The sequence below is a fragment of the Halobacillus sp. Cin3 genome, assembly GCF_947311855.1.
Taxonomy (GTDB): Bacteria; Bacillota; Bacilli; order Bacillales; family Halobacillaceae; genus Halobacillus; species Halobacillus kuroshimensis.
On record NZ_CAMZMV010000001.1, the window covers coordinates 1,461,068 to 1,482,931 of the forward strand.

The window sequence follows — 21,864 nt, forward strand, 5'->3', positions numbered from 1 at the left end:
TAAATTCCTCCTTGTTATTTAGAACCTGCTATAATTTTCAATTCATACGCTTCAATGTCTGCCCCGATACTGACTTCAACTTCCGTCCCCCAGGCTTCAACACTCAGGTATGCTTCTTCATCTTCAGATATATAGTCCGCATAGTTGACGGTCCGGCCGTTCACATTCGCACTGCGGCCTTCCCCTGTCACCTGGGCTTCCCCTTCTTCATCCTTCGTGTAGGTCACACCTTCGTATTCAAGAGAGGAGGGGTACGGCCTGCCCACAGGCAGATTGACCTTCTCATACATCCCAAGCTCCAGCTCGTCATCCATTTCAGCAGCGAGCCATTTGGTTCGATTCCCTTCCAGCAGCTGATAGGCATACCATTCATAAGAACCGTCCCGGTAGGTGATTTTCCCTACTACTTCGTAATCGGCGAGGTCGTAGGTCACGATATCTCCTACTTCAATCGTCAGCGGCGTCCGTTCTTTCACCTCGGGCACCTGCTGGTCTTTCTTTTGAAACAATCGAGAGAAAAAACCCAATCCTTCACTTCCCTTCTGCTTTGCCCTGTGTACCTTATGTACGGAAAGCCCCGGGCAGAGGTTTCACTTTTTCTAAAAATATTCACCCTCCCCCCTTAACGATGGCGGTGGATGACATCAAGACCGCCGGTGACTTCGTATATTGTGCCTGTAATCATATCCGAGCGTTCATCACATAGAAAATCGATGGTCCGTGCGATATCCTCCCCTGTCCCGGGTCTTCCTATCGGTGTCTCGTCATCCGTCGTATTCCGGCTTTGATCGATGGAAGACTCCTTCCATTCGCCCACAATATTTCCAGGGCAGATCATATTTGAGGTGATGCCGTGCTCGGCTTCCTCATAGGCAATCGTTTTGGTCAGGGAAACGAGGCCTACTTTCGCTGCAGCGAAGGCTGATCGGTAAATCCAACCGGACGCCGAATGAGCTCCTTGAAATCCATAATTGATGATCCGGCCGAAATGCTGTCTGCGCATATAGGGAATGGTCAGCTTAAGCAGGTAAAAGACGGCATCCAGATTCCCACGGATCATTTGATTCCATTCTTCTTTAGAATAGTCCATCAGCTTTTTCCGTTCAAATATATAAGGCCCTGCATTATTAATTAAGAAGTCGATACGGCCGTAGCGGTCCACCGCCTGCTCGACCACACGTTCCAAATCCTGTTCCACTGTGACATCCGCCTTTACAAGCTGAATACGCCCGCGTGCGGAAGCAAAGTCATTCAGGAGTGTCTGCGCCTTCTGCTCGTCGTTAAAATAGGTTACCGTTACGGAATACCCCTGAGCAAGCATGTGTTCCGTAACTTTTCTGCCGAGGCCTTTCGTGCCGGCTGTTATGATGGCATGGCGCATCTAAACCCCTCCTTTTATCGATCCATCTCTACTTTCAAACAGTTGTATTGTTTACTTCTTCTGCCCCGTTCTGTACAATGAGCTCGTCAGAAAGGACGTGACAATCATGAGAGCTGCTGCAGGCAGTAAGTCTGTTGTGGAGAGGTACGGACTTGAAGCCGTGCCTCTCCACCAGAAAAATACGCCCTGGTACCGTTTCGCTTTTATCCAGATGGCCGTTGCGGCCAATGCCGGAAACTTCCTCGTGCCCGCTCTTGCTGTCATGGAAGGCGGGCTTTCCTTCTGGAGCGCTGTTCTCTGCACCTGTGCAGGTGCCTGGCTTGGGTTTCTTTTTGTATCCTATTTATCTTTACCCGGGGCACGGCTCGGCATCCCCGCCCAGTACGCGATCCGGACAATGCTGGGTGTTCGAGGCGCACAGTTTCTATCATCTCCTGTAAGGAGTTTGACTTCTCTTTACTGGTTCGCGGTCCAGACCATCGGAGGAACGTACGTCATTCAAGAACTGGTATCCAGAATTTCCGGAGCTGCGCTTCCCTTCTGGATTGTTTCCCTGCCGTTATCTCTTTTGATGGTCCTATTAGCTATCCTCGGTTTTAACGCCGTTAAGAAGGCGACCAGTTATTTCCTTCCGCTCCTGCTTTTTGGAGAGGGAACTATGCTCTATGTATACTTTACTACAAACAATGAATCCGGTGCATCCTTGACGCTTGCCATGGATGGCTGGAGCGGCTCTCTCCCGATGATGCTGTTCTTCTCAAGCCTGGCCTTCGTCCAGTATGTTTCTGGAGTGAGCGCATCAGCTGATATGACGAGGTATGCGCAGACACCGGCCCAAGGTTTCTGGGGACTGCTTACTGGCAACGCCGCCGGGTTTCTTCTAACAGCAGTGATCGGATGTGCTTCCGCTACTCTTTATGGAAGTCTCAACCCATATGTATCCTCTTCAAACCAGACGGCATCCCCCGTGATCATCACGGTGATTACTTTGACAGCTGTCATTTCCATGATCAGCATCAACGTCAGCAATGCCTATACCGGCGGTTTCAGTCTTCTCAACATTTTCCCTAAGCTGTCCAGAGTTCAGAGTGCCGTGCTTTTTGGCAGCGCAGGCGTTATTCTGAGTGGATTTCCGAACCTCGTGAATGAAGCGGAATCATTTATCTCTCTGCTGGGCGGCTTGATCATTCCGATTTCTGCGGTTCTTGTCAGTGATTTCCTTGTGGTAAAACGCGGCCGTCTGACCAACGAGGATTTGAACCTGCTTCCTTCTGCCCCGGCTGTCAATCGTTCAGCGATGGGTGCTGTGACCGTCGGGACACTGTTGTACTTTGCCTTTCCGGACGATTGGTCCCCTGGGTTTCTTACCTTTGTAGTTATTGCAATGATTTACCCGCTCACTCAGAGAAACGCAGAAGCATAAGAAAACATAGGTTACGAAAAATCCCCCGCTTTTTTCCAGGCGGGGGACTTCTTATTTATCGACGTTTTTGGCGACGGTCACCGGACTGGTAGCTTTCATTCAAAGCACTCATGATCCGGCGTTGGTCGATGCTTTCTTTTTCAAGAGGGTTCATTGGCTTCTTCATTGACATCACCTCTGTCTTATTGTTCACACAATTCTCCCGATTATGTATGGAACAACGGTCTACAATAGAGGATAGCATGATATAATAAAAGTAATTAAATGGGAGGGGGTAATTGGGATGACTTATGAATATAAAGATATCGTCGTTGCCGTGGATGGTTCCGTTACAGCAGAGGAGGCTTTTTCAAAAGCGATTGACATAGCCAATCGAAACGGAGCAAAACTGATTCTTGCTCACGTAGTGGATACAAGAGCTTTTGCTACCGTGGAAGCGTATGACCGTTCCTTAGCAATACGGGCAGAGCAGTACGCCACGGAGCTGTTGAACGACTATCAAAAGAAAGCAGAACAAGCCGGCGTCACCAACGTCGTGATTGATATTGAGTATGGGTCCCCGAAAGTGAAAATCGCTAAAGACATTGCGCCTAAACATCACGCTGATTTAATTATCTGCGGTGCGACCGGTCTGAATGCTATGGAACGCTTCTTTATTGGAAGTGTTTCCGAGCACATTACCCGCTATTCCCCATGTGACGTTCTCGTTGTCCGCGCCGGTGCCGATAAACAAGATGAGTAAAGAGCCCTTTTAAGGGCTCTTTTTTTATTGATCTTTTCTTAATTCACGGACAACATGGTGGAGCTCCGGTAAAATCAACTTATCCATAGCCAGTTTCACCGCTCCTGTTGAACCAGGCGTGGAAAAGACCGCTTTTCCACCTGCCACCCCTGCCGCTGCCCTGGACAGGATAGCGGCAGATCCAATGTCTTCTGTGTAGCTGAGCATACGGAAAATTTCTCCAAAGCCCGGCATTTCCTTTTCAAAAACACTTTCCACTGCTTCAATAGTGACATCCCTGGCGGCGATTCCTGTGCCGCCATTCAGTAAAATGACGTCCATAGAAGGATGAGCTATATTCTCATGAAGTTCTTGGAGAATAGACGCTTTCTCATCGGGCACAATCGAAGAGCGGAGGATTTCATGATTGTGCTCAAGCAGTTTTTCCTTCATCAGTCTGCCGCTCTTATCCGTATCGACTGTCCTTGTATCACTAACGGTAATGATCCCGCAGCGGACAGGCCCTTTTACTGCTTGCTTATGTTCATCAACGGACACATTCAGCCTCCTTCCTCACTCGTGATATGACGATACTGGTAAAATTTCATAGCGAATTCCGTCACACGCTTGGTTAAATGGTAGTTCGAATATGCGCCGATGGCTATGCTTATAAAGGGAAGACCCTGCACCAGTTTTTTTCTGAACATCAAAATGAACAGGGACTTGAAGCAGTGCTTCAGCGGCTGCTCCAGCCACCCTTCATCCGTCAGACGGTCATCACCGGCTACAATGAAGTTGTGTTCTTTTTTCTCGACTTCCTGAATCAAATCCTCCCAGGCCTGCGCTTTCAAACGCTTGGGGAGTGTCGCCGCATGAAACACCTTCAAGGAAATCATCATTTCGTAAGGATGATTCATTTCATGCCCAAAGGTAAGTCCGATCAACTGAATAGCCCGGATGTTCATAAGCATCATCATCGGATAGTCGACACCGAGAAACAACCACCCTCCAGCCCCCGTCAATCCACCCTGAGCAAAAGAATACAGGCGCCCACGGGCCATCTGCTGCTCAGCAATGTAGGTCAATTGATCAGTGGTTAACTCTTTTTCCATATCCTGAATGTGATGGATGTTGGAAGAAAAGATCCGTCCTGCAGTCAAAATACGCGCGCGTGCCTCATATTGATAGGACGTCCCTTGGAGAAATGCATGGGTGTGAAAGAACCACGCATCCAGCTTGGAAAAGAATTTATTCCTGACTCCAGGGTCGAGGTTTTGAAAATTTTGATGCATCCATTGATCATACATGTTTTCAAAATCATTCGGCTGGTACTGCCGGAACTGCTGAAGCCATATCTCAAGTTCTCTGCGGATTCGATCATCAGCCAATCCATTCTCCCCCTTATAAGGCAGCCTTTTCCTCTATTGTAGCCTTAACAACGAAAAAAAAGCAATGAACCCGGAGAACCGGATTCACTGCTTTGACCTTTCTTATAAACCTTTTTCCACAGTGTCGCGGGCAATCATGACTTCCTCGTTGGTAGGAATGACCATAACTTTGACCGGAGAGTGCGGGTAGTTCACAAATGCTTCTTTTCCACGGACTTTGTTCAAGGATGGATCCCAGTAAACGCCCATGAACTCCAATCCTTTAAGGACACGTTCACGCATTGTAATACTGTTTTCACCAACACCTGCTGTGAAGATGATGCCATCGATTCCGTGCATGCGGGCGGCATAGGAACCAATATATTTGTGGATACGGGCTGCGAACACTTCGAGAGCAAGCTCTGCGCGTTCGTCCCCTTCATTCGCCTGCACTTCGATGTCTCTCAGATCGCTGGAGAAACCGGAAAGAGCCAGCATTCCACTTTCTTTATTCAATACATTCATAACTTCTGACGCTGTCTTACCCGTCTTTTCCATAATGAATGGAATAAGGGCAGGGTCAATGTTCCCGGAACGTGTTCCCATTGTTACCCCGGCAAGCGGTGTGAAGCCCATGGATGTATCGATGGACTTTCCGCCTTCGATGGCTGCTATACTCGCTCCATTACCAAGGTGGCAGGAAAGCAGACGAAGCTCCTCAACCGGACGGCCGAGCATTTCCGCTGCACGCTCAGACACATATTTGTGCGACGTACCGTGGAAACCATACTTCCGAATGCCGTACTCTTCATAGTATTCATATGGCAGGCTGTACAAGTAAGACTGCTCAGGCATGGACTGGTGGAAGGCTGTATCGAAAACGGCCACGTGAGGAACGTTCGGCAGCACTTCACGGAAAGCATTGATCCCTGTCAGGTTGGCAGGGTTATGCAGTGGTGCAAGGTCCGATACCTGTTCGATTTCTTTGATCACTTCGTCTGTAATCAATACAGATTCACTGAAGCGCTCGCCTCCATGAACGACACGGTGGCCGACACCGTTAATTTCATCCAGAGAGTTGATGATGCCGTTGGCTGTCAGCTTATCCAAAAGCATTTTTACCGCTTCGGCATGATCAGGAATTTCTGTTACCGTTTTATCTTCTTCATCATTAAATTCAATGGTGAATACAGCGTCATCCAGACCGATTCGTTCGACGAGGCCTTTTGTAACGACTGTTTCCTCAGGCATTTCAATCAGTTGGAATTTCAACGATGAACTGCCGGCATTGATAGCAAGAATGTTATTACTCAACGATGCTCATCCCCTTAAATATAGGTTCGTAACTTTCTACCATTACTATTTAATCACCCGCACCCTTTGATTTCAAGGCAGTTCCGTGATGTTAACGTTTACTTGTTATATTCATTATTTTCTCACAATTACCGGCTTTTATATTCGTCAAACCAGGCGTTCATCTGACTGAGAATATCCGCCATGCCATTTGGATTTTTAAAGGACGGAAGTTTCACAAGAAGGGCCTGCTTCGGCGCTTTTGTATCCTTCCCTTTCTTCTGCAGGATTAGTATGCTCTTGCCGTGCTTTTCATCCTTAAAGAGAGAATCAGAAAGCTGGAGCATCCCTACAATATGGGCGTGTTCACGCAGGTAGGCATTCAAAGCTTTGGACTGATCGCTTTCAAACAGGAAGTTTGGCACGATGAACATCATATACCCGCCTTCCTTCGTGTAGTTCAAGCCCTGTTCAATGAATAAATGGTGAGCGTAGGAAAGACCTTCCTCTGCTTTCAGCTCATATTTCGCTGCCTGTACGTCATCCGGATAGTAACCGACCGGGAGATCTCCCATAACAAAATCAACAGGCTCCATTAAGAACGGGGCAAGACTGTCCTGGTGGAAGAACTCAATCTTGTTTTTCTGCAGGTTGGCGTTGGTGACTGCCAGCTGGATTAATGTAGGATCGACTTCACTGGCGTAGGCGTTCACCGGCATGTCAAGCTGGTTCATCACCGACGTAATCAAGTTGGCACTTCCGGCAGCCGGATCGAAGATTTTCAATTCCTCTTCGCCTTCAAACAAGCGGGAGGCGAGATACCCCATAAACATCGCGACAGAATCCGGGGTGATCAAGTGCTGCTGCTGCGTGGCCCCTTTCATCCCCTTCAGAATCGCCAGCTGAACAGCTTTCCGGATTTCTTCCTTCTCATGATTGTCTTTTTTCACTTTCGTCAATTCATTTGTCAAATACGTTTGAAGGTTTTCACTCATGTCATCAAACGGCTGCCCGTTGAATAAAACGTCCATTGTTTCCGCAATGGATTCGAGGTAGGTAATATTCATATCCTCTGAAATCGTTGTCGCTGTATTGTCAATCCATTGAAATAGTTGCTCTACATGTTCCTGCTTCATACTATTAGACTCCTTCTCTGTAAAAATTCCAAAGAAATGACGCACGTTGTCAATAACAAAATGCGCCCGTTTACGTACTTGTTCCATTATGGTCTAAACTAACCATAACGAAAACCATGATGTAATTCAACAATGTGAAACTTTCCCGATTTATTTGAAAACTGTGTGCGCTTACACTTTTGAAATGATATGATATGGCTGAAGCTGTACAACTTAAAGGAGGAGTCACGATGACGGATCAACGTAGAAACCTATACTTTTATTATCATCAAAAAACCGAACTTCAGGATAAATTAGAAGCTCTCTTCCAGCTGGCAAGGGACAACGATTTCCATATTGTTGAAAATTCCAAAGACGCCAACATCGTTATTGCTGTTGGAGGAGACGGTGCCTTTCTTCAAGCTGTCAGAAAAACAGGATTCCGCCAGAACTGCCTGTACGTAGGAATCCGCAGTGAAAATGAAGCAGGTCTGTACTGTGATTTTAATATTGATGACCACGATGAAATGATAGAAGCCATGAAAAATGCAGAAGTAGAAGTCCGCCGCTTTCCTGTCATCGATACCACCATCAACGATGAATCTACCTTCTCCTGTCTGAATGAATGCAGTGTACGCTCGACATTGATTAAGTCCATTGTCATTGATGTCTATATTGATGACCTTCATTTTGAAACGTTCCGGGGAGACGGATTGATCATCGCCACTCCAACAGGAAGTACAGCCTACAACAAATCCATTAATGGAGCCGTTGTCGATCCAAAACTTCCGTGCTTCCAAATCAGTGAGCTTGCCTCCTTGAATAACAACCGCTATCGGACCCTCGGTTCATCCTTCATCCTCAGTGGAGAAAGAACCTTGAACCTTAAGGTCAGGCAGGATGGAAACGACTACCCTATTATCGGCATGGACAATGAAGCGTTCTCTATCCGCAACATCCATGACGTTACTGTAAACCTTAGTGAAAAAGTGATCAAAACGGTCAAGCTGAAAAATAATACGTACTGGGATCGAGTGAAACGCACATTCCTATAACTGTCAAAAAAGGCCTCCGCGGAAAAATATCCGTGGAGGCCTTTTGTATTAGGAGCGCTGATAGACAATGTCTTCGTCGATTACTGTCATCATCACTTTTGCATCTGCAAGTTCGTGCGATTTCAGCGTAAACAGGTCTCTGTCCAGCACCGTAAAGTCAGCGGTGAATCCAGGCTGGATCATCCCCTGCTCTCCCTCTTTATGAATCGCTTCAGCACTTCCTTTCGTATACAGACAGACGGCTTCATAAACGCTCAGTTTTTCTTCTGCCTGGTAGACTTCATGATCATAGGAGGCTCTTCGGTCCACGGCAGCCCGGATACCGAGAAGCGGATTGATTTCTTCAATCGGAGCATCTGATCCACCCGCACATTTTATTCCTGCATCAAGAAGCGTCTTCCACGAATACGAGTTTTTCAGACGCATGTTCCCCAGCCTTTCCATCACCCACGGAAAGTCGGAGGCTACAAAGGTCGGCTGGATATCCAGAACGACGTTCAAATGCTGAAGCTTATGAATCAATTCACTGCTTAAAATCTGGGCGTGAATGATACGGTCACGCTCGCCTGTCTTGAGAGGGTTTCTGGCCACTGCGTCTGCTACAGCTTCCACCGCTCCGTCTCCGATGGCATGAACGGCCACAGGCATGTTCCGCTTCCGCGCTTCACCGACGAGGGTGTCCAGCTCCTCCTGTGTATGGATGGCTACCCCGTAATTGTCCGGATCATCCGCATAAGGTTGTTTCAGCCATGCCGTCCGTCCTCCAAGAGCCCCATCAGAAAAAATTTTCAACGCTCCCAGTTCTACAAAGTCTGTTCCCTGCTTGAATCCAAGCCCGGACTCATCCACCTGCTCGATCACACCGTGATGAACGAGCAGATGGGCCCTGAACTTCGTTGTTTTTCCGTCAATCACATCCAAAAAGGCGTCATAGGTTCTTTTGAATCCTCCGTAATAGTTCAAATCCTCACTGTGACCACCGACAAGTCCGAAGGCATGCATATCCTTGACGGCAAGATCTGCTGCTTTCCTTAAGTATTCCGGTGTAACCTCCGGCATGGCTGATTTGATCAGGTCCTGAGCTTTATCGTGAAAATACCCGGTCACACGACCGGACTCATCTTTAACGACCACCCCTCCCTGAGGATCGGGAGTACGATCTGTAACCTTCGCGAGCTCCATTGCTTTTGTATTGGCAAGCAGAGCATGACGACAGACACGCGTAAGCATCATGGGATGATTTCGGGAGATTTCGTCCAGTTCATCTTTATGTATGATCCGCTTTTCCTCCCACTGATTTTCATTCCAGCCGTCCCCGATAATCCACTCCCCTTCAGGAAGCTGTTCAGCGTGAAGCTGGAGAGCCTGCTTGACTTCCTCGGCCGATTTCATAAAAGACAGATCCAGACGCATCAGGCGTTCCCCGTGCCCGAGGATGTGCAGATGGCTGTCAGTAAAACCGGGGTACATCACCGCCCCTTTCAAATCGATTTCTTCCTTTATTCCGTCTTTGTAGGTTTCAAACAGATCCTGTGTATCTCCTACAGCTTTAATCCGCCCGCCTTCGGTCACAACAGATTCCACCCAGGCGTCTTCAGCTGTCAGCGTATAAATTTTCCCACCATACCAAAGCTTCATCCCAGCACTTCCTCTCTTTTCATTTACTACTATCTATAACATATCCAGAAAAAAAAGAGAACTGTAAACAAAACCCTGACCTAGGATAGGTCAGGGTTTCAATGGCTTATAAGAGATCATCAAAAGCGTCTTCCTGCTGATCCGTACTTCCCTGCGCATCTACTTCGATGGTGTAGGATTCACGGACCGCCTTCTCAAGATCTTCCGAAAAGTCGGTATTGGATTCGTAGTAATTCGCATTCGCTCTTGTCGGTTTTGTTTTTGGTGCTTTTGGTACGAAGACCGTACAGCAGTCTTCAAATGGACGGATCGAAATATCATACGTTCCTATTTTCCGGGAAATATCAATGATTTCAAGCTTATCCATTGCCGCAAGTGGACGAATGACAGGGTAATTGGTTACTTCATTAATGGTGTTCATACTCTCCATCGTCTGGCTGGCCACCTGACCAAGACTTTCGCCGGTCGTAATGGACAAAATCCCCTGCTGTTCTGCAATTTTCTCACTGATCCTCATCATCATCCGTCTCGTAATCGTCATGCTGTACCCGGACGGCATCTCCCTATGAATTTTCTGCTGAACAGCTGTAAACGGGATGACGTGTATTTTCACCTTGCTTCCGTATTTCGCCAGTTCCTGAGCGAGGTCAATCACTTTTTGTTTCGCACGCTCACTCGTATAAGGCGGAGAGTGGAAGTGGACCGCTTCAAGTTCCACACCGCGCTTCATCGTCAAATACCCGGCCACAGGACTGTCGATTCCTCCGGAAAGCATCAACAGACTCTTTCCTGTCGTACCCGCCGGAAGACCACCGGCTCCCGGGTAATCACGTGCAGTGATGAGGACACCTTCGTGGCGGACCTCCACTTTGATTTCCACGTCAGGACGGTGAACATCGACTGTGACACCGTCTGTATTTCTTAAAATATGACCGCCAAGCATTGGATTGATTTCCTGGGAGGGAAGCGGAAACGATTTGTCCGTACGCTTGGAAGAGATCTTAAAGGTCTGCGCTCCCCGGGCATCATGAAAAGCCAGGAGGACAGCTTCTTTCATCGCTTCCTCTGACTGCTCAACCTTCACAGCAAAGCTTAGGCTGTGAATACCGAATACTTTCTGGCACGCTTCCATCACTTTTTGGGGATGCTCTCCATTCAAATGTACATACATGCGCCCCTGCGTCTTTTCAATCGTCGTTTCAGGGAACTCCTTGAGTTTACCCGACAAATTGTACTTCAGTTTCTGTTCAAATAACTTTTTATTTTTTCCTTTTAACGCCATTTCACCATAACGGATCATAATACGATCAAATTTCATTGATTGCTCACCTCATTGCAGCTTGTAAGTGATGGACAGCTTCATCCAGTGCATCTACAAATTGTTTAATATCCTCTTCCGTATTCTGTGAAGAAAAACTGACTCTTAACGCTGATGTGGTACGTTCATAATCAAAATTACAAGCCTTCAGTACAGCACTCACATCCGGCTGCTTAGAAGAGCAGGCGGACTTGGTCGAAATATAAATTTCTTTCTGCCCTAATGCGTGGATGACCACCTCAGGTTTTAAGCCGGGTATAGAAAAATTGGTAATGTGGGAAACCCCGTCCTCTGGAGAATTCAACACACAGTAAGGCCGATCCCTTAAGGCTTCCCTCAGCCGGGCTCTCAGCTTCCATAAATGGTCCCGGTTTTGCTGCTCTTTTTCCTTCAGGATGCGGAGGGCTTTAACAAAGGCTACCGTTCCTGGGAGGTTCTCGGTACCCGCTCTCAATTCAGCTTCCTGGCTTCCTCCATGAAGCATTGGAAATAAGGAAACATGCTTTCGCACAAGGAGGGCCCCTGTCCCTTTCACACCATGAATTTTATGACCGGATATGGTACACAAATCAATGCCCCATTCATTCATGGGAAGATCGATTTTACCAAGTCCCTGAACATGGTCTACATGAAAGTGGATTTTTGGATGTGCTTTCAGTTTCCGCCCGATGTCCTTAATGGGTTGAATGGAACCCAGCTCGTTATTTACAGACATCACACTGACTAAAATGGTATCCGGCCTGACGGCATTCATGACAGCTTCCGCATCTACAAGACCGTCTCGATTTACATCTATATAGGTAACTTCAAAGCCCAATGACTCCAAGGCTCGAAAAGCTTCCATGACAGATGGGTGCTCAATAGAAGTCGTAATCAGATGTTTCCCTCTATTTTGATGCTGCAGAGCCACCCCTTTCACCGCCATATTGTTCCCCTCTGTACCACCAGATGTAAAGATCACTTCATTTGTATCCACATGCAGCAGACTGGCTGCCTGCTTGCGGGAACGATCTAGCAGTCGCTCCACTTCACTTCCCAGACTGTGAATGGAGGAAGGATTGGCGAAATACTGCTCTGCGGCTTTCTGGAAACTTGCCAGCACTTCCGGATAAGGTTGGGTCGTCGCGCTGTTATCCAAGTATATCATTGGCTTTGACTCCTTTTTTTCAAATTGCAGTCCATAATTCTACCACACCAACGGCAGAAATGGAACAGCCGGACCCTGCCGCAGCCCTGCAAAAAAAGGCATCTGCACGACTGCAGATGCCTTTTTCACCGGAAGACGGCTTATTCCATTGAATCCAAATGTTCGAGGATTGTATCTATACTAAGCTTTCCATCTTCCGTCACATCGTCCACCCAGGACTGCGTGTATTCCATGCTTCCTAAAATATCTTCAGGCTGGCCTTCAGAAGATAGGATTGCGGACGGGTTGTCTCTATCCACCTGTTTCATCAGCTTTTCCTCCACTCCGTAGTCCAGACGGCTGTAGCTGTGTTCCGATGCAGGAAGACGTCCGCTGTCACGAGGCAGGAGGAGAATAACAAGCACTGTTGTCCATAGGAGGACGACACATGCGGATAAGCCTATTAAGAGTTTTTTTCTCATGCATCCACGTCCTAGACTAGCATTTCTTCTTCTGCTTCCATTTTCTCAAGCGCTCCGGGGTCAACTTCTTTTACCGCTTCGGCCGCCAGAGCTAAAGCTTCGTCATACTGATAGGAACGGAACTTCTCTTCAGCTTCAAGCAGCTTAGCCGCCAGCAGTGGATGCTTGCTCCGATATCGATTCCCATGTTGGATGAGACGCTCTGATAAATGAGCTTTATCCATCACTTTTTCAGCATCGTTTCCCAGCTTTTCCACCAGTTCAACTGCTTCATCTAAAGATGCATGAACATCATTCATATCCAGAGGCTGTTTCTCCAGGTTCTGAAAAACTTCATCTACTTTCTCACTCGCTGTTTTCATATCTTCAAAGATAAAAACAGGAATTCCCGGGATATTGCTCCTCTTCAGACGGCGGTGGGTTTCCATCAGCAGCTCTTCCATTTTTCTCAACTGCTGCTTCGCCTCGCGTTCGTCTTTCCTCAGGTTTTCCACCCGCTCCTGGAAGAATTCATGTTTTTCCTGGAGGTCAGCGGTCTGTTTCTGCAGCTGCTCCAGATCATCACGCAGTTCAGAATAGGCGGTTTCCCCATCCTGGCGCTTGAATTCGAGACTGGTCATTTTCTTTCTCAGCTGATTGAACCAGTTTTTCAATCCTTGATGGGATTCCACATCTTCTTCTTCAAGCTGATAGGTTACAAGCAGCTCATTCAGTTCTTGTTCTGTCACACTCAGCGTGCTTTCCAGCTCATCCAGCTTCGCTTTAAGAGGTTCAAACTGTTTTTCTACATATTGATGAGCAACGGCTTCGCCTTCCAAGACCTGATACATCTCCTGAATTCTGGACTCAATGGCTTCTACAGCTTCCTGAACATCGGACTGATCCCCTTGCTCCAGCTTTTCAAAAGCTTCGGTCAGTGTGCGCTCATGTTTATGTATTTCCGGCAGAAATTCGAAATGGGTAATCCGATAGCCTTCTGCTTTCATTTCCTCGATTCCACTTTTCAACTCCCTCAACTGTTCCGGGAGTTCTACTTTCACTTTACGGTACCGTTCGGGGAAAGCTTCAACATCCTCCTGCAGCAGGACGGTCTCTTCTTTTACGGTCTGCACCAGTTTATTGGCCTCCAGGTAATCCCCCTGCTCTGTCAGCTGTTCAAACTGGGACAGCTTTTCTTTCTGTGCATCCACCCTTTTTTCAAAAAAACTGACGGCTTTCCCGTACTGGTGACGGTTCTGGATCAGACGTTTCGTCAATTCTTTCAATTCAGGAGCAATGGATTCGATTTCCACACGGCTCTCTTTTTCAGAGTTCAGAAGATATTCCAATTCTGTCAGCATCGTTTTTATATCTTCCTCAATCGATTCCAGTTTCTTTTCAGTATTTTCAATCACGGACCTGACTTTCTTCAGCCGGTATTTGTCGGCCGCTTCCTCTGCGTCAAAAAGGTATTCTTCCAGTTCGGGCAGTTCTTTTGTAAGGATTTGATCCCAACGTTCACGCCATGTTTCGAACTTTTCTTGTGTCTCGCCGGAAAGGTTCAGGTTCTTTACTTTGGATAATTCCTCCGTTACGCGCCGGTTCATAATATCCATTTTCCAACCTTCCAGACGATCCACTTCATCATAGACCTTTTTACGCCAAATCAGCCCGATGATGAACATTGCAATTAGTAGTAATATAGCCCCTATGACGTACTTCATAAATAGCCTCCTTACAATAAACATGTCCTACGGATGAATTACGTTCCGATATGTGATTTAGTTGTTTATAATGATACCATGTAAAACAGCCTTTTGGCTAAATTATTTCAAAATTATTAGTGTGCTGACAAAAAATTCTAATTAAGGAGGACAGCCGGATGAAAGACGGTCACATCCATACTCCCTACTGCCCTCACGGGTCGAAGGATTCGCTGGAAAGTTATATAGAAAATGCCATAAAAGCAGGATATTCCGCCTTGACGTTCACCGAACACGCTCCTCTTCCTGATTCCTTTACAGATCCTGCACCAGCTAAAGACAGCAGCATGACAATCGAGGACCTGGAAAACTACCTGGCGGATCTGGGCGGGCTGCAGAAAAAGTATGAGAAGGATTTGACGATTCTGAAAGGACTCGAAGTGGATTATATTGAAGGGTACGAGAAGGAAACCGCATCGTTTCTTGACACCTATGGTCCGGAACTGGATGACAGCATCCTCTCCGTTCATTTTCTCAAGGGGAACAAGGCGTGGTACTGTATCGATTACAGTCCGGAAATGTTCGAAGAGGCAGCGGCAGACTTTGGAAGCATAGAGACTCTCTACCGCGCCTATTATGACGTCCTTGCCGAATCAGTCCAAGCTCCTCTAGGCTCCTATAAACCAAAACGGATCGGGCACATGACTTTAGTAAGGAAGTTTCAGAGGCTTTATCCCGGTCCGGAAGAATGGTCGTCCAGGGCTTCCCACTTTTTGACCCTGGTCAGGGAACATGGCTTTGAGCTCGATTATAACGGGGCAGGAATGAAAAAAAACCACTGTAAAGAAACCTACCCGCCGCTTGCCATCGCCCGGGAGGCTTCTTCCATGGGAATTCCATTGATTTATGGCTCGGATGCTCATACCGCTTCAGCTTTGAAGCAGGGCTGGGAGGCTGTTGATCATTCCTTGATCAAGCCCTGGCCGCGATAAGCTGCACCGATTGATGTTCATTCATTAAGTCACTGTATACTTCAACAAAATGGTCGATGGAGGCTTCTGTTATAAACGGATCTTTAAATTCATGAGGCATCGTGAAGGGTGCATTCAAGAGACCCTTCAGCTGTAAAAGGCAGAGCTTCTCCTTGAAGGTCACTTCAATGTGGGAATGTTTATCAAATAAAATCTGCGTGAACAAATGATTTTCCTTAGCCAGATAGGTGACAAGCATTTCCCTGGCAAATACAGTATTCAAGGAAAGCTCCCGGTTCAAGAGACAGGATAGTTGATAATGAGTCTGTTTATAATGTAGAATTTTCTTCACTAACGAATGAAGACGGCTGCCATCCTCAGAGGGCTGCTCACTTTCAAGCATTTCAAGATAGGGTTCAAAGTAACTGACAGCGAGCGATTCAAAAAGGCCCTGCTTGCTTTTGAAGTAGTAATGGATCAATGAAACATTCACATTGGCTGCCTTAGCAATATCTCTGACCGATGTTCCATTAAACCCCTGGCTGTAGAATAGGCGGCAGGCTACGTCCAACACTTTATTACGTGTTCCATTCGGTCGATTCATTATTTTTCCCCCTCGGGATAGGATTCTCTATAATTTTGGGAAATCCTGCTTAGAATCGTCCTGCAAATCCCGACAAATCTCCCATGTTTTGTCGAATAAAAAATGATCAGGAGGTCTATGATGTTCCAATCCATGACTTATTCAGGTACAAAAGAGCAACAGTATGATCTGCTAAATAAGCAGTTGAAAGCCTTGATTGAGGATGAAAAAGATGATGTGGCCAACCTCTCCAACGCATCGTCCCTGCTCAACCAGTTCCTCGATGATGTAAACTGGGTCGGCTTTTATGTATGGAAGGAAGACGAGCTTGTACTCGGACCATTCCAAGGCATGCCCGCCTGTGTCCGCATCCCTTCTGGAAGAGGCGTATGCGGGACAGCGGTCGCTGAAAGAAAAGTTCAGCGCGTAGAAGATGTTCACGCTTTCCCGGGTCATATTGCCTGCGATGCAGCCAGTCAGTCCGAAATTGTCGTTCCTATTCTTAAAAACGGAGACATTTACGGCGTTCTGGATATCGACAGTCCTTCTAAAGGCCGCTTTGATAAAGTGGACGAGCAGAAGCTGGTCGAGTTCGTGGAAACTCTACAAAACTATATTTAATAGACAAAAAAAGTTCCGTTCCATAAAAGAACGGAACTTTTTTGTGTCTATCTCCCCTTTGCACACTCTGAAATCAAGAATCATCCAGGTAAAATACCTGGATCATTTTTTTTGATGCAGTTCCGTCCTGCTTTCTTAGCTTGATAGAGGGCGCGGTCCGCTTGAAGGATAAGCTCTTTCCTTTCCGGCCTGCCGTGTATAGCTTTCCAGGAGGAAAACCCGCAGGATACAGTGACCCCGGGATGGGTCTCTGAAGCAATTCGCTCACGTATGCTTTCCGTGATTTGATAGGCCTCCCCTGAACTGATCGAAGGGAAATATACTGCCAGCTCCTCCCCACCCCAGCGCGCGGCCAGACCGGAAGATCCAGCCATTTCCTCCTGAATCACTGCCGCAGCCTGGCAGATGACTTCATCTCCTGTCTGGTGTCCATACGTGTCATTCACCGCTTTGAAATGATCAATATCTATCAATATTAAATGCCCCTGCTCATCTTCCTTGATATGCTTTTCCACACGATGATCAAGATAAATCCTGGAGTGAAGTTTTGTTAAATAATCGGTGATCACTGCTCGTTCCAGCTCCTCTTGAAGGATGGAATTGGCAAAGGCTAGAGCCGAATGTTGAACAAGGGACTGCAGGAGCTTAAAGGAATCAAAAGAGAAAAAAGAAGGTTTCTTATGCAGGACGACCGCAAACCCGGTTTGTTGATGATGGTCCTTCATGGGCACAGCCATCAGTGATCGGTATGGATGAAGGACGTCCGCACCGTCCCCATGAAGATCACTGATAAAAACCGGGCCGCTCTCCCTTTCGAACAGGGATCGGATAGCTGAAACCTCCTCAAGGTTGAAAATCGACGTGAAGTAGTTAGAACTGCCTTCCAGGACGCTCGCTCCCCCATCCCCTGCATAGGTAAGAAAGCCTGCCTCGTCTGCTTGAAAAATCTCCTGGATTTGTTCTACCATAAATGCAGCCTTTTCCGATAGTTTGGTGTAGGAATTCAAACGCTGGGAGGCTGCGGTAATAATTTGAAGGTCATTATTCTGTTTCCGGGCCTGCTCATATAAACGTGCATTTTCAAAGGCCTTTCCCGCTCTATCGGCAATTTGTATAAAGAACTCCACCTCCTTCCCTCTGATGGGAAGGGTATAGGGAATAGTAATCTGAAGCACGCCATACACGCCCTGCCTCCCTTTAAGCGGCGCGTATAATAAGAACTGCTGCCCATCCGGATTTTCAATGATTTGAAATTCACCTGTGATAAAAGCCTGAAGACCCGTATTGCTGCTGGAGCTTTCATTATAGGAGAGGACGTACACAGGCAGGTCAGGCATTTCCTCAAACTCCTGAGAAAGGTGAAGATGGTACTGAAAGGATGGGTACACTTCAGAAAGCGTCGCAATGATCTCCTTTAACACGGTTTGGATATCAATAGAAGAATGAAAATGAGCGGTCACATTCAAGAGACGCTCAAACATATTTTTCTCTTCCTTCATCGTATAAAAATTATCCGCTTTTTCAATAACCTTCTCCAAGCTTTCAGATGCAGCCTTTAGATAGGAGGAAGGGATCAGAGAAGAATCTTTATCTGTGTAAGTGAAAGCCAGATACCCGACGATTCCGCTCATTTTTTTCAAAGGAAGGACAATAACCTGATCATCATGACCAGGTTGTGCCAGCATCCGCCCTTTTATAGAAGGACCAGGCATCTGTTCTTCCTGACCGGGTGGAGCAGCCGGGGCGAAGGAATGATGAAAATAGACCGGTGTATCTTCTTGTCTGTAAAGCTGATACACGCCTCTCCATTGATGAAACATGTAGCAGGCTGTGCCTTCTGCGTGCATAAAATCCTTCATTTCCTTCATCAGCTTGACGAGGAATTGTTCAAACGCAGGGGGCGTCTCTGTCATCATCCATTCAAAGAGACGACTGTTCAAGCGGTTAAACTTCATTTCCATAGAGCATGGGACACTCATCCGATTCACCTGTCTTCCTGCACACACTTTTTTAAGTATATTGTACCATCCCTTTATACCCAAAAGTGGGTGTGTATATGTAAAAAATGACAATCCAATGTGCTGTGGCAGTAAATAATCGGTGTACGTTGGAAATCTTAAATAAAAAAGCAGAGAACACCTTGACTTCCTCTATTATTCTTTATATAATATTCGTTGTGTAAAATAAATGGCAGCCTATGTGAGCCGCCGTTGTTATCATTTTGTTCCTCTACGGAGGTGCATCGTGTAACCCTCTGCTGCTGGGGCGATGGTGCATGAAAACATAATGAGCAATGGAAGCAGGACACACTGTTTTTATTTTATGCGAAATAAAATAAAAAGGAGGAAATTCCTATGGCACGATATACAGGTCCAACTTGGAAAAAATCACGTCGCTATGGTATTTCTTTAAGCGGAACAGGTAAGGAGCTTGAAAAGCGCCCTTACGCACCAGGACAACACGGTCCTAACCAACGTAAAAAACTTTCTGAATTCGGTCTTCAGCTTCAAGAGAAGCAGAAGCTTCGTTTCATGTACGGCTTGACTGAGCGTCAATTCCGCCGCATGTTCGAAGAAGCCGGAAATATGAAAGGTATCCACGGTGAGAACTTCATGATTCTTCTTGAATCTCGTCTGGATAACCTTGTGTACCGTCTCGGTCTTGCACGTACACGCAGCCAGGCGCGTCAGCTTGTTACACACGGTCACGTTACTGTTAATGGCGGCCGCGTTGACATTCCATCCTACCGCGTAGCTCCTGGTCAAGTGATCAGCCTTCGCGAAAAATCTCAAAAGCTTAACGTCGTAGAAGAGGCTATCGAAGTGAACAACTTCGTTCCAGAATACCTTACTTTCGACGAAGACAAGCGTGAGGGTACGTACACTCGTTTCCCTGAGCGTTCTGAGCTTCCATCTGAAATCAACGAAGCTCTTATCGTTGAATTCTACTCTCGTTAATAGCTTTTCAAAAAAACCGCCATTTCGGCGGTTTTTTTATTTATGTTGTCTCCAAACGCTTTTTAAAGAAGATCCGGAAGTCATCTCTTCCTGATTCCTCCCACCCCATCGATGTGTAGAAAGCCACGTTCTCTGTAAGGAGTCTATGTGTGGCCAGACGCATTTCAAAACAGCCACGCTCCACAGATTTCTCCTCAGCAAATCCTAATAACCTTCGTCCCAGCCCGTGCCCTTGATAATCAGGATCGACAGCAATGTTGGCGACTTGCGTGTACGTCGGGTGGAACATCAAAATGACACCCCCAAGAATTTCATCCCCCTTATCCAGAACCCACACTGGATAGGAAACGATTTCACCTTTATAATCAGCTTCCAACGGAGGGAGCTGATTTCCATTCATCCGTTTTTTATAAACACTGTATGCTTTTTGCATACATGCTTCCAATTGCAGCGCATCTCCCGGTACAGCTCTTCTTATTACACCCCGAATATCAAGCATCAATCCATCTTCCTTCCTGGTTTCATGATAGAAAAAAAGCAGGGGTATCCCTGCTTTTTTCGTGATATTAGTAACGGATAAGGAAGTATTTCTTTTTCCCTCTACGAATGATCGTAAAGCGGTCTTCAATCCGTTCTTCCTGTTGAATGGTGTGCTTCAGATCCTGGTTCCGCTCCCCATTGATGTAAATCGCACCGTTGCTGATATCTTCCCGGGCCTGGCGCTTGGACGGTGAGATTCCGGCATTCACCAATAAATCAAGCAGCTGAGAGTCTTTGGATTCAGACGTAAAGGACGGGACATCTTTAAAGCCTTGTTCAATTTCTTCCCCTGAGAGAGCTTTGATATCACCGCTGAATAAAGCTTCTGAAATACGCTCTGCCTGCTGAAGTGCTTTTTCATCATGGACAAGCTTTGTCATTTCCTCCGCAAGTCTGCGCTGCGCCACACGTTTTTCCGGACGCTCCTGCACCTCTTTTTCAAGTGCTGCAATTTCATCCATATCAAGGAAAGTAAAGACCTTCAAGTACCGGATGACATCACGGTCATCCGCATTGATCCAAAACTGGTAAAACTCGTATGGCGAAGTTTTTTCAGGATCAAGCCAGACAGCGCCGCCTGCTGTTTTTCCGAATTTGGATCCATCTGCCTTCGTAATAAGAGGCACCGTCAATCCATAGGCTTCCACCTCTTCATCCCCTGCTGTAGAACGGCGCAGAAGTTCAAGACCCGCTGTAATGTTGCCCCACTGATCACTGCCGCCGATCTGTAGCGTACAGTTTTCTTTCTGGTACAGCTGCTGGAAGTCCAGGGACTGTAGAATCATGTAGCTGAATTCTGTGAAGCTGATCCCCTGTTCAATCCGAGATTCCACAGAATCCTTTGCCAGCATGTAATTGACGCCAAAGTGCTTTCCTGTATCCCGCAGAAAATCGATGATTGTCATTTGAGAAAGCCAGTCGTGATTATTGCGTGCGACAGCAGCATTTTCCCCATCGTCAAAGTTGAGGATCTTAGCAAGCTGATCCTTGATACGGTCGCTGTATCCTTTCACAACATCTGCACTGTTCAATTGACGTTCTGAAGACCGGCCGCTTGGGTCTCCGATCATCCCTGTTCCCCCACCGACAAGAGCAATCGGACGGTGACCCGCTACCTGGAACCTTTTCAGCATCAGCACAGGAAGCAGATGGCCGATATGCAGGCTGTCCGCCGTTGGGTCAAACCCACAGTACAATGTCACCTGATTGTTCTCCAAATGCTTTTGCAAGCCTTCTTCATCCGTCATTTGATTGACCAGTCCCCGCTGATGCAGATCCTCTAATAAATTCATTACAAACACTCCTCTACTTGTCATTACTTCCATTAAGCTGTGGCTTCAGATTCGGAACACAAAAAAGACCCCATCCCTGAAAAAGGGACGAGGTCTTCGCGGTACCACCCTTGTTGCACATAAAAAACGTGCCACTTCTATCGATAACGGTTTCCACCGTCTTCTGATTCCTACCAGAAGATGCTCCGGGTCGTAATTCGAAATCCAATATGTACTGACTCGCACCAACCGTCAGCTCTCTGCAACAGGGATCTTCATTCTACTTCAATCCATCCACGCACACTTATTAAACTATGTAC

21 protein-coding genes and 1 other annotated feature are annotated in these 21,864 nt (G+C 46.8%); of the genes, 6 read left to right on the forward strand and 15 right to left on the reverse strand.

The genetic code is table 11. The features are described from left to right. Positions 1-14: 14 nt before the first annotated feature. Positions 15-527 carry a DUF4178 domain-containing protein gene (locus tag QMA39_RS07780; protein WP_281658326.1) on the reverse strand — a complete coding sequence of 171 codons (513 nt, stop codon included), beginning with the start codon at positions 525-527 and terminating at the stop codon, positions 15-17. Between the two features lie 95 nt (positions 528-622). Beyond that, positions 623-1,381 (reverse strand): SDR family oxidoreductase, encoded by a 759-nt coding sequence (locus QMA39_RS07785; RefSeq protein WP_027955142.1) that lies wholly within the window; start codon positions 1,379-1,381, stop codon positions 623-625. Positions 1,382-1,487: 106 nt separating this feature from the next. Here QMA39_RS07785 and QMA39_RS07790 point away from each other — a divergent pair, with 106 nt between their 5' ends. Both QMA39_RS07790 and QMA39_RS07795 read left to right on the forward strand, forming a co-directional pair. After that, positions 1,488-2,804 (forward strand): cytosine permease, encoded by a 1,317-nt coding sequence (locus tag QMA39_RS07790; RefSeq protein ID WP_281658327.1) that lies wholly within the window; start codon positions 1,488-1,490, stop codon positions 2,802-2,804. A gap of 283 nt (positions 2,805-3,087) precedes the next feature. Next, the gene (locus tag QMA39_RS07795; RefSeq protein WP_027955140.1) at positions 3,088-3,546 is read left to right on the forward strand and encodes a universal stress protein; all 459 of its coding nucleotides are present in this window, start codon (positions 3,088-3,090) and stop codon (positions 3,544-3,546) included. A 24-nt stretch (positions 3,547-3,570) separates the two neighbouring features. Here QMA39_RS07795 and QMA39_RS07800 read toward each other — a convergent pair whose 3' ends face one another. From QMA39_RS07800 to QMA39_RS07815, 4 genes are all read right to left on the reverse strand, one after another. Further along, positions 3,571-4,083, reverse strand: coding sequence for a molybdenum cofactor biosynthesis protein B (locus QMA39_RS07800; protein ID WP_206935557.1), 513 nt, complete (start codon positions 4,081-4,083; stop codon positions 3,571-3,573). Positions 4,084-4,085: 2 nt separating this feature from the next. Beyond that, positions 4,086-4,913, reverse strand: coding sequence for an EcsC family protein (locus QMA39_RS07805; RefSeq protein ID WP_206935559.1), 828 nt, complete (start codon positions 4,911-4,913; stop codon positions 4,086-4,088). Positions 4,914-5,015: 102 nt separating this feature from the next. Continuing rightward, a complete protein-coding gene (locus QMA39_RS07810; protein WP_027955137.1) occupies positions 5,016-6,206 on the reverse strand; it encodes an acetate kinase in 1,191 nt (396 codons plus the stop codon). 128 nt (positions 6,207-6,334) lie between these two features. Next, on the reverse strand, positions 6,335-7,321 hold the full coding sequence (locus QMA39_RS07815) for a class I SAM-dependent methyltransferase (protein WP_027955136.1): 987 nt from the start codon (positions 7,319-7,321) through the stop codon (positions 6,335-6,337). Between the two features lie 230 nt (positions 7,322-7,551). Between QMA39_RS07815 and QMA39_RS07820 the strand changes: the two genes are divergently transcribed. Further along, positions 7,552-8,355, forward strand: a complete 804-nt coding sequence (locus tag QMA39_RS07820) for an NAD kinase (protein WP_281658328.1) — start codon at positions 7,552-7,554, stop codon at positions 8,353-8,355. Between the two features lie 48 nt (positions 8,356-8,403). Here the strand turns inward: QMA39_RS07820 and QMA39_RS07825 are convergent, their stop codons facing one another. The 5 genes from QMA39_RS07825 to ezrA form a co-directional block, all read right to left on the reverse strand. Further along, positions 8,404-9,993 (reverse strand): amidohydrolase, encoded by a 1,590-nt coding sequence (locus QMA39_RS07825; protein WP_281658329.1) that lies wholly within the window; start codon positions 9,991-9,993, stop codon positions 8,404-8,406. A gap of 106 nt (positions 9,994-10,099) precedes the next feature. Then, positions 10,100-11,311, reverse strand: coding sequence for a tRNA uracil 4-sulfurtransferase ThiI (gene thiI / locus QMA39_RS07830; protein ID WP_206935564.1), 1,212 nt, complete (start codon positions 11,309-11,311; stop codon positions 10,100-10,102). Between the two features lie 7 nt (positions 11,312-11,318). Then, a complete protein-coding gene (locus QMA39_RS07835) occupies positions 11,319-12,458 on the reverse strand; it encodes a cysteine desulfurase family protein (RefSeq protein ID WP_281658330.1) in 1,140 nt (379 codons plus the stop codon). 140 nt (positions 12,459-12,598) lie between these two features. Beyond that, positions 12,599-12,919: a hypothetical protein gene (locus tag QMA39_RS07840; RefSeq protein WP_206935568.1), complete on the reverse strand. Its 321-nt coding sequence runs from the start codon at positions 12,917-12,919 to the stop codon at positions 12,599-12,601. Positions 12,920-12,930: 11 nt separating this feature from the next. After that, the gene (gene ezrA, locus QMA39_RS07845) at positions 12,931-14,622 is read right to left on the reverse strand and encodes a septation ring formation regulator EzrA (protein WP_281658331.1); all 1,692 of its coding nucleotides are present in this window, start codon (positions 14,620-14,622) and stop codon (positions 12,931-12,933) included. A 158-nt stretch (positions 14,623-14,780) separates the two neighbouring features. Here ezrA and hisJ point away from each other — a divergent pair, with 158 nt between their 5' ends. Beyond that, positions 14,781-15,593: a histidinol-phosphatase HisJ gene (hisJ, locus tag QMA39_RS07850; protein ID WP_281658332.1), complete on the forward strand. Its 813-nt coding sequence runs from the start codon at positions 14,781-14,783 to the stop codon at positions 15,591-15,593. Here hisJ and refZ read toward each other — a convergent pair. After that, positions 15,574-16,176, reverse strand: a complete 603-nt coding sequence (refZ, locus tag QMA39_RS07855; RefSeq protein ID WP_035531980.1) for a forespore capture DNA-binding protein RefZ — start codon at positions 16,174-16,176, stop codon at positions 15,574-15,576. The genes hisJ and refZ overlap by 20 nt on opposite strands. 120 nt (positions 16,177-16,296) lie before the next feature. Here refZ and QMA39_RS07860 point away from each other — a divergent pair, with 120 nt between their 5' ends. Further along, entirely contained in the window at positions 16,297-16,776 is a 480-nt protein-coding gene (locus tag QMA39_RS07860) for a GAF domain-containing protein (protein ID WP_281658333.1), read from the forward strand. 80 nt (positions 16,777-16,856) lie between these two features. Here QMA39_RS07860 and QMA39_RS07865 read toward each other — a convergent pair whose 3' ends face one another. Further along, positions 16,857-18,755, reverse strand: coding sequence for a sensor domain-containing diguanylate cyclase (locus tag QMA39_RS07865; protein ID WP_281658334.1), 1,899 nt, complete (start codon positions 18,753-18,755; stop codon positions 16,857-16,859). 375 nt (positions 18,756-19,130) lie between these two features. Here QMA39_RS07865 and rpsD point away from each other — a divergent pair, with 375 nt between their 5' ends. Further along, positions 19,131-19,733, forward strand: coding sequence for a 30S ribosomal protein S4 (rpsD, locus tag QMA39_RS07870; RefSeq protein WP_027955125.1), 603 nt, complete (start codon positions 19,131-19,133; stop codon positions 19,731-19,733). 40 nt (positions 19,734-19,773) lie between these two features. On the opposite strand, the gene QMA39_RS07875 is transcribed toward rpsD, so the two are convergent. Beyond that, complete coding sequence (locus QMA39_RS07875) at positions 19,774-20,232, reverse strand: GNAT family N-acetyltransferase (protein ID WP_281658335.1); 459 nt, start codon at positions 20,230-20,232, stop codon at positions 19,774-19,776. 67 nt (positions 20,233-20,299) lie between these two features. Beyond that, positions 20,300-21,565, reverse strand: coding sequence for a tyrosine--tRNA ligase (gene tyrS, locus QMA39_RS07880; RefSeq protein WP_281658336.1), 1,266 nt, complete (start codon positions 21,563-21,565; stop codon positions 20,300-20,302). Positions 21,566-21,645: 80 nt separating this feature from the next. After that, positions 21,646-21,850 (reverse strand) — a binding site (T-box leader). Positions 21,851-21,864 lie beyond the last annotated feature (14 nt).

Bases quoted from the DNA above. Each gene is read 5' to 3' on its own strand.
- refZ (WP_035531980.1), bottom strand. From the start codon at position 16,176: ATGAATCGACCGAATGGAACACGTAATAAAGTGTTGGACGTAGCCTGC.
- QMA39_RS07820 (WP_281658328.1), top strand. From the start codon at position 7,552: ATGACGGATCAACGTAGAAACCTATACTTTTATTATCATCAAAAAACC.
- QMA39_RS07860 (WP_281658333.1), top strand. From the start codon at position 16,297: ATGTTCCAATCCATGACTTATTCAGGTACAAAAGAGCAACAGTATGAT.
- QMA39_RS07790 (WP_281658327.1), top strand. From the start codon at position 1,488: ATGAGAGCTGCTGCAGGCAGTAAGTCTGTTGTGGAGAGGTACGGACTT.
- rpsD (WP_027955125.1), top strand. From the start codon at position 19,131: ATGGCACGATATACAGGTCCAACTTGGAAAAAATCACGTCGCTATGGT.
- thiI (WP_206935564.1), bottom strand. From the start codon at position 11,311: ATGAAATTTGATCGTATTATGATCCGTTATGGTGAAATGGCGTTAAAA.
- QMA39_RS07815 (WP_027955136.1), bottom strand. From the start codon at position 7,321: ATGAAGCAGGAACATGTAGAGCAACTATTTCAATGGATTGACAATACA.
- QMA39_RS07865 (WP_281658334.1), bottom strand. From the start codon at position 18,755: ATGAGTGTCCCATGCTCTATGGAAATGAAGTTTAACCGCTTGAACAGT.
- tyrS (WP_281658336.1), bottom strand. From the start codon at position 21,565: ATGAATTTATTAGAGGATCTGCATCAGCGGGGACTGGTCAATCAAATG.
- hisJ (WP_281658332.1), top strand. From the start codon at position 14,781: ATGAAAGACGGTCACATCCATACTCCCTACTGCCCTCACGGGTCGAAG.
- QMA39_RS07825 (WP_281658329.1), bottom strand. From the start codon at position 9,993: ATGAAGCTTTGGTATGGTGGGAAAATTTATACGCTGACAGCTGAAGAC.
- QMA39_RS07835 (WP_281658330.1), bottom strand. From the start codon at position 12,458: ATGATATACTTGGATAACAGCGCGACGACCCAACCTTATCCGGAAGTG.
- QMA39_RS07795 (WP_027955140.1), top strand. From the start codon at position 3,088: ATGACTTATGAATATAAAGATATCGTCGTTGCCGTGGATGGTTCCGTT.
- QMA39_RS07840 (WP_206935568.1), bottom strand. From the start codon at position 12,919: ATGAGAAAAAAACTCTTAATAGGCTTATCCGCATGTGTCGTCCTCCTA.
- ezrA (WP_281658331.1), bottom strand. From the start codon at position 14,622: ATGAAGTACGTCATAGGGGCTATATTACTACTAATTGCAATGTTCATC.
- QMA39_RS07785 (WP_027955142.1), bottom strand. From the start codon at position 1,381: ATGCGCCATGCCATCATAACAGCCGGCACGAAAGGCCTCGGCAGAAAA.
- QMA39_RS07875 (WP_281658335.1), bottom strand. From the start codon at position 20,232: ATGCTTGATATTCGGGGTGTAATAAGAAGAGCTGTACCGGGAGATGCG.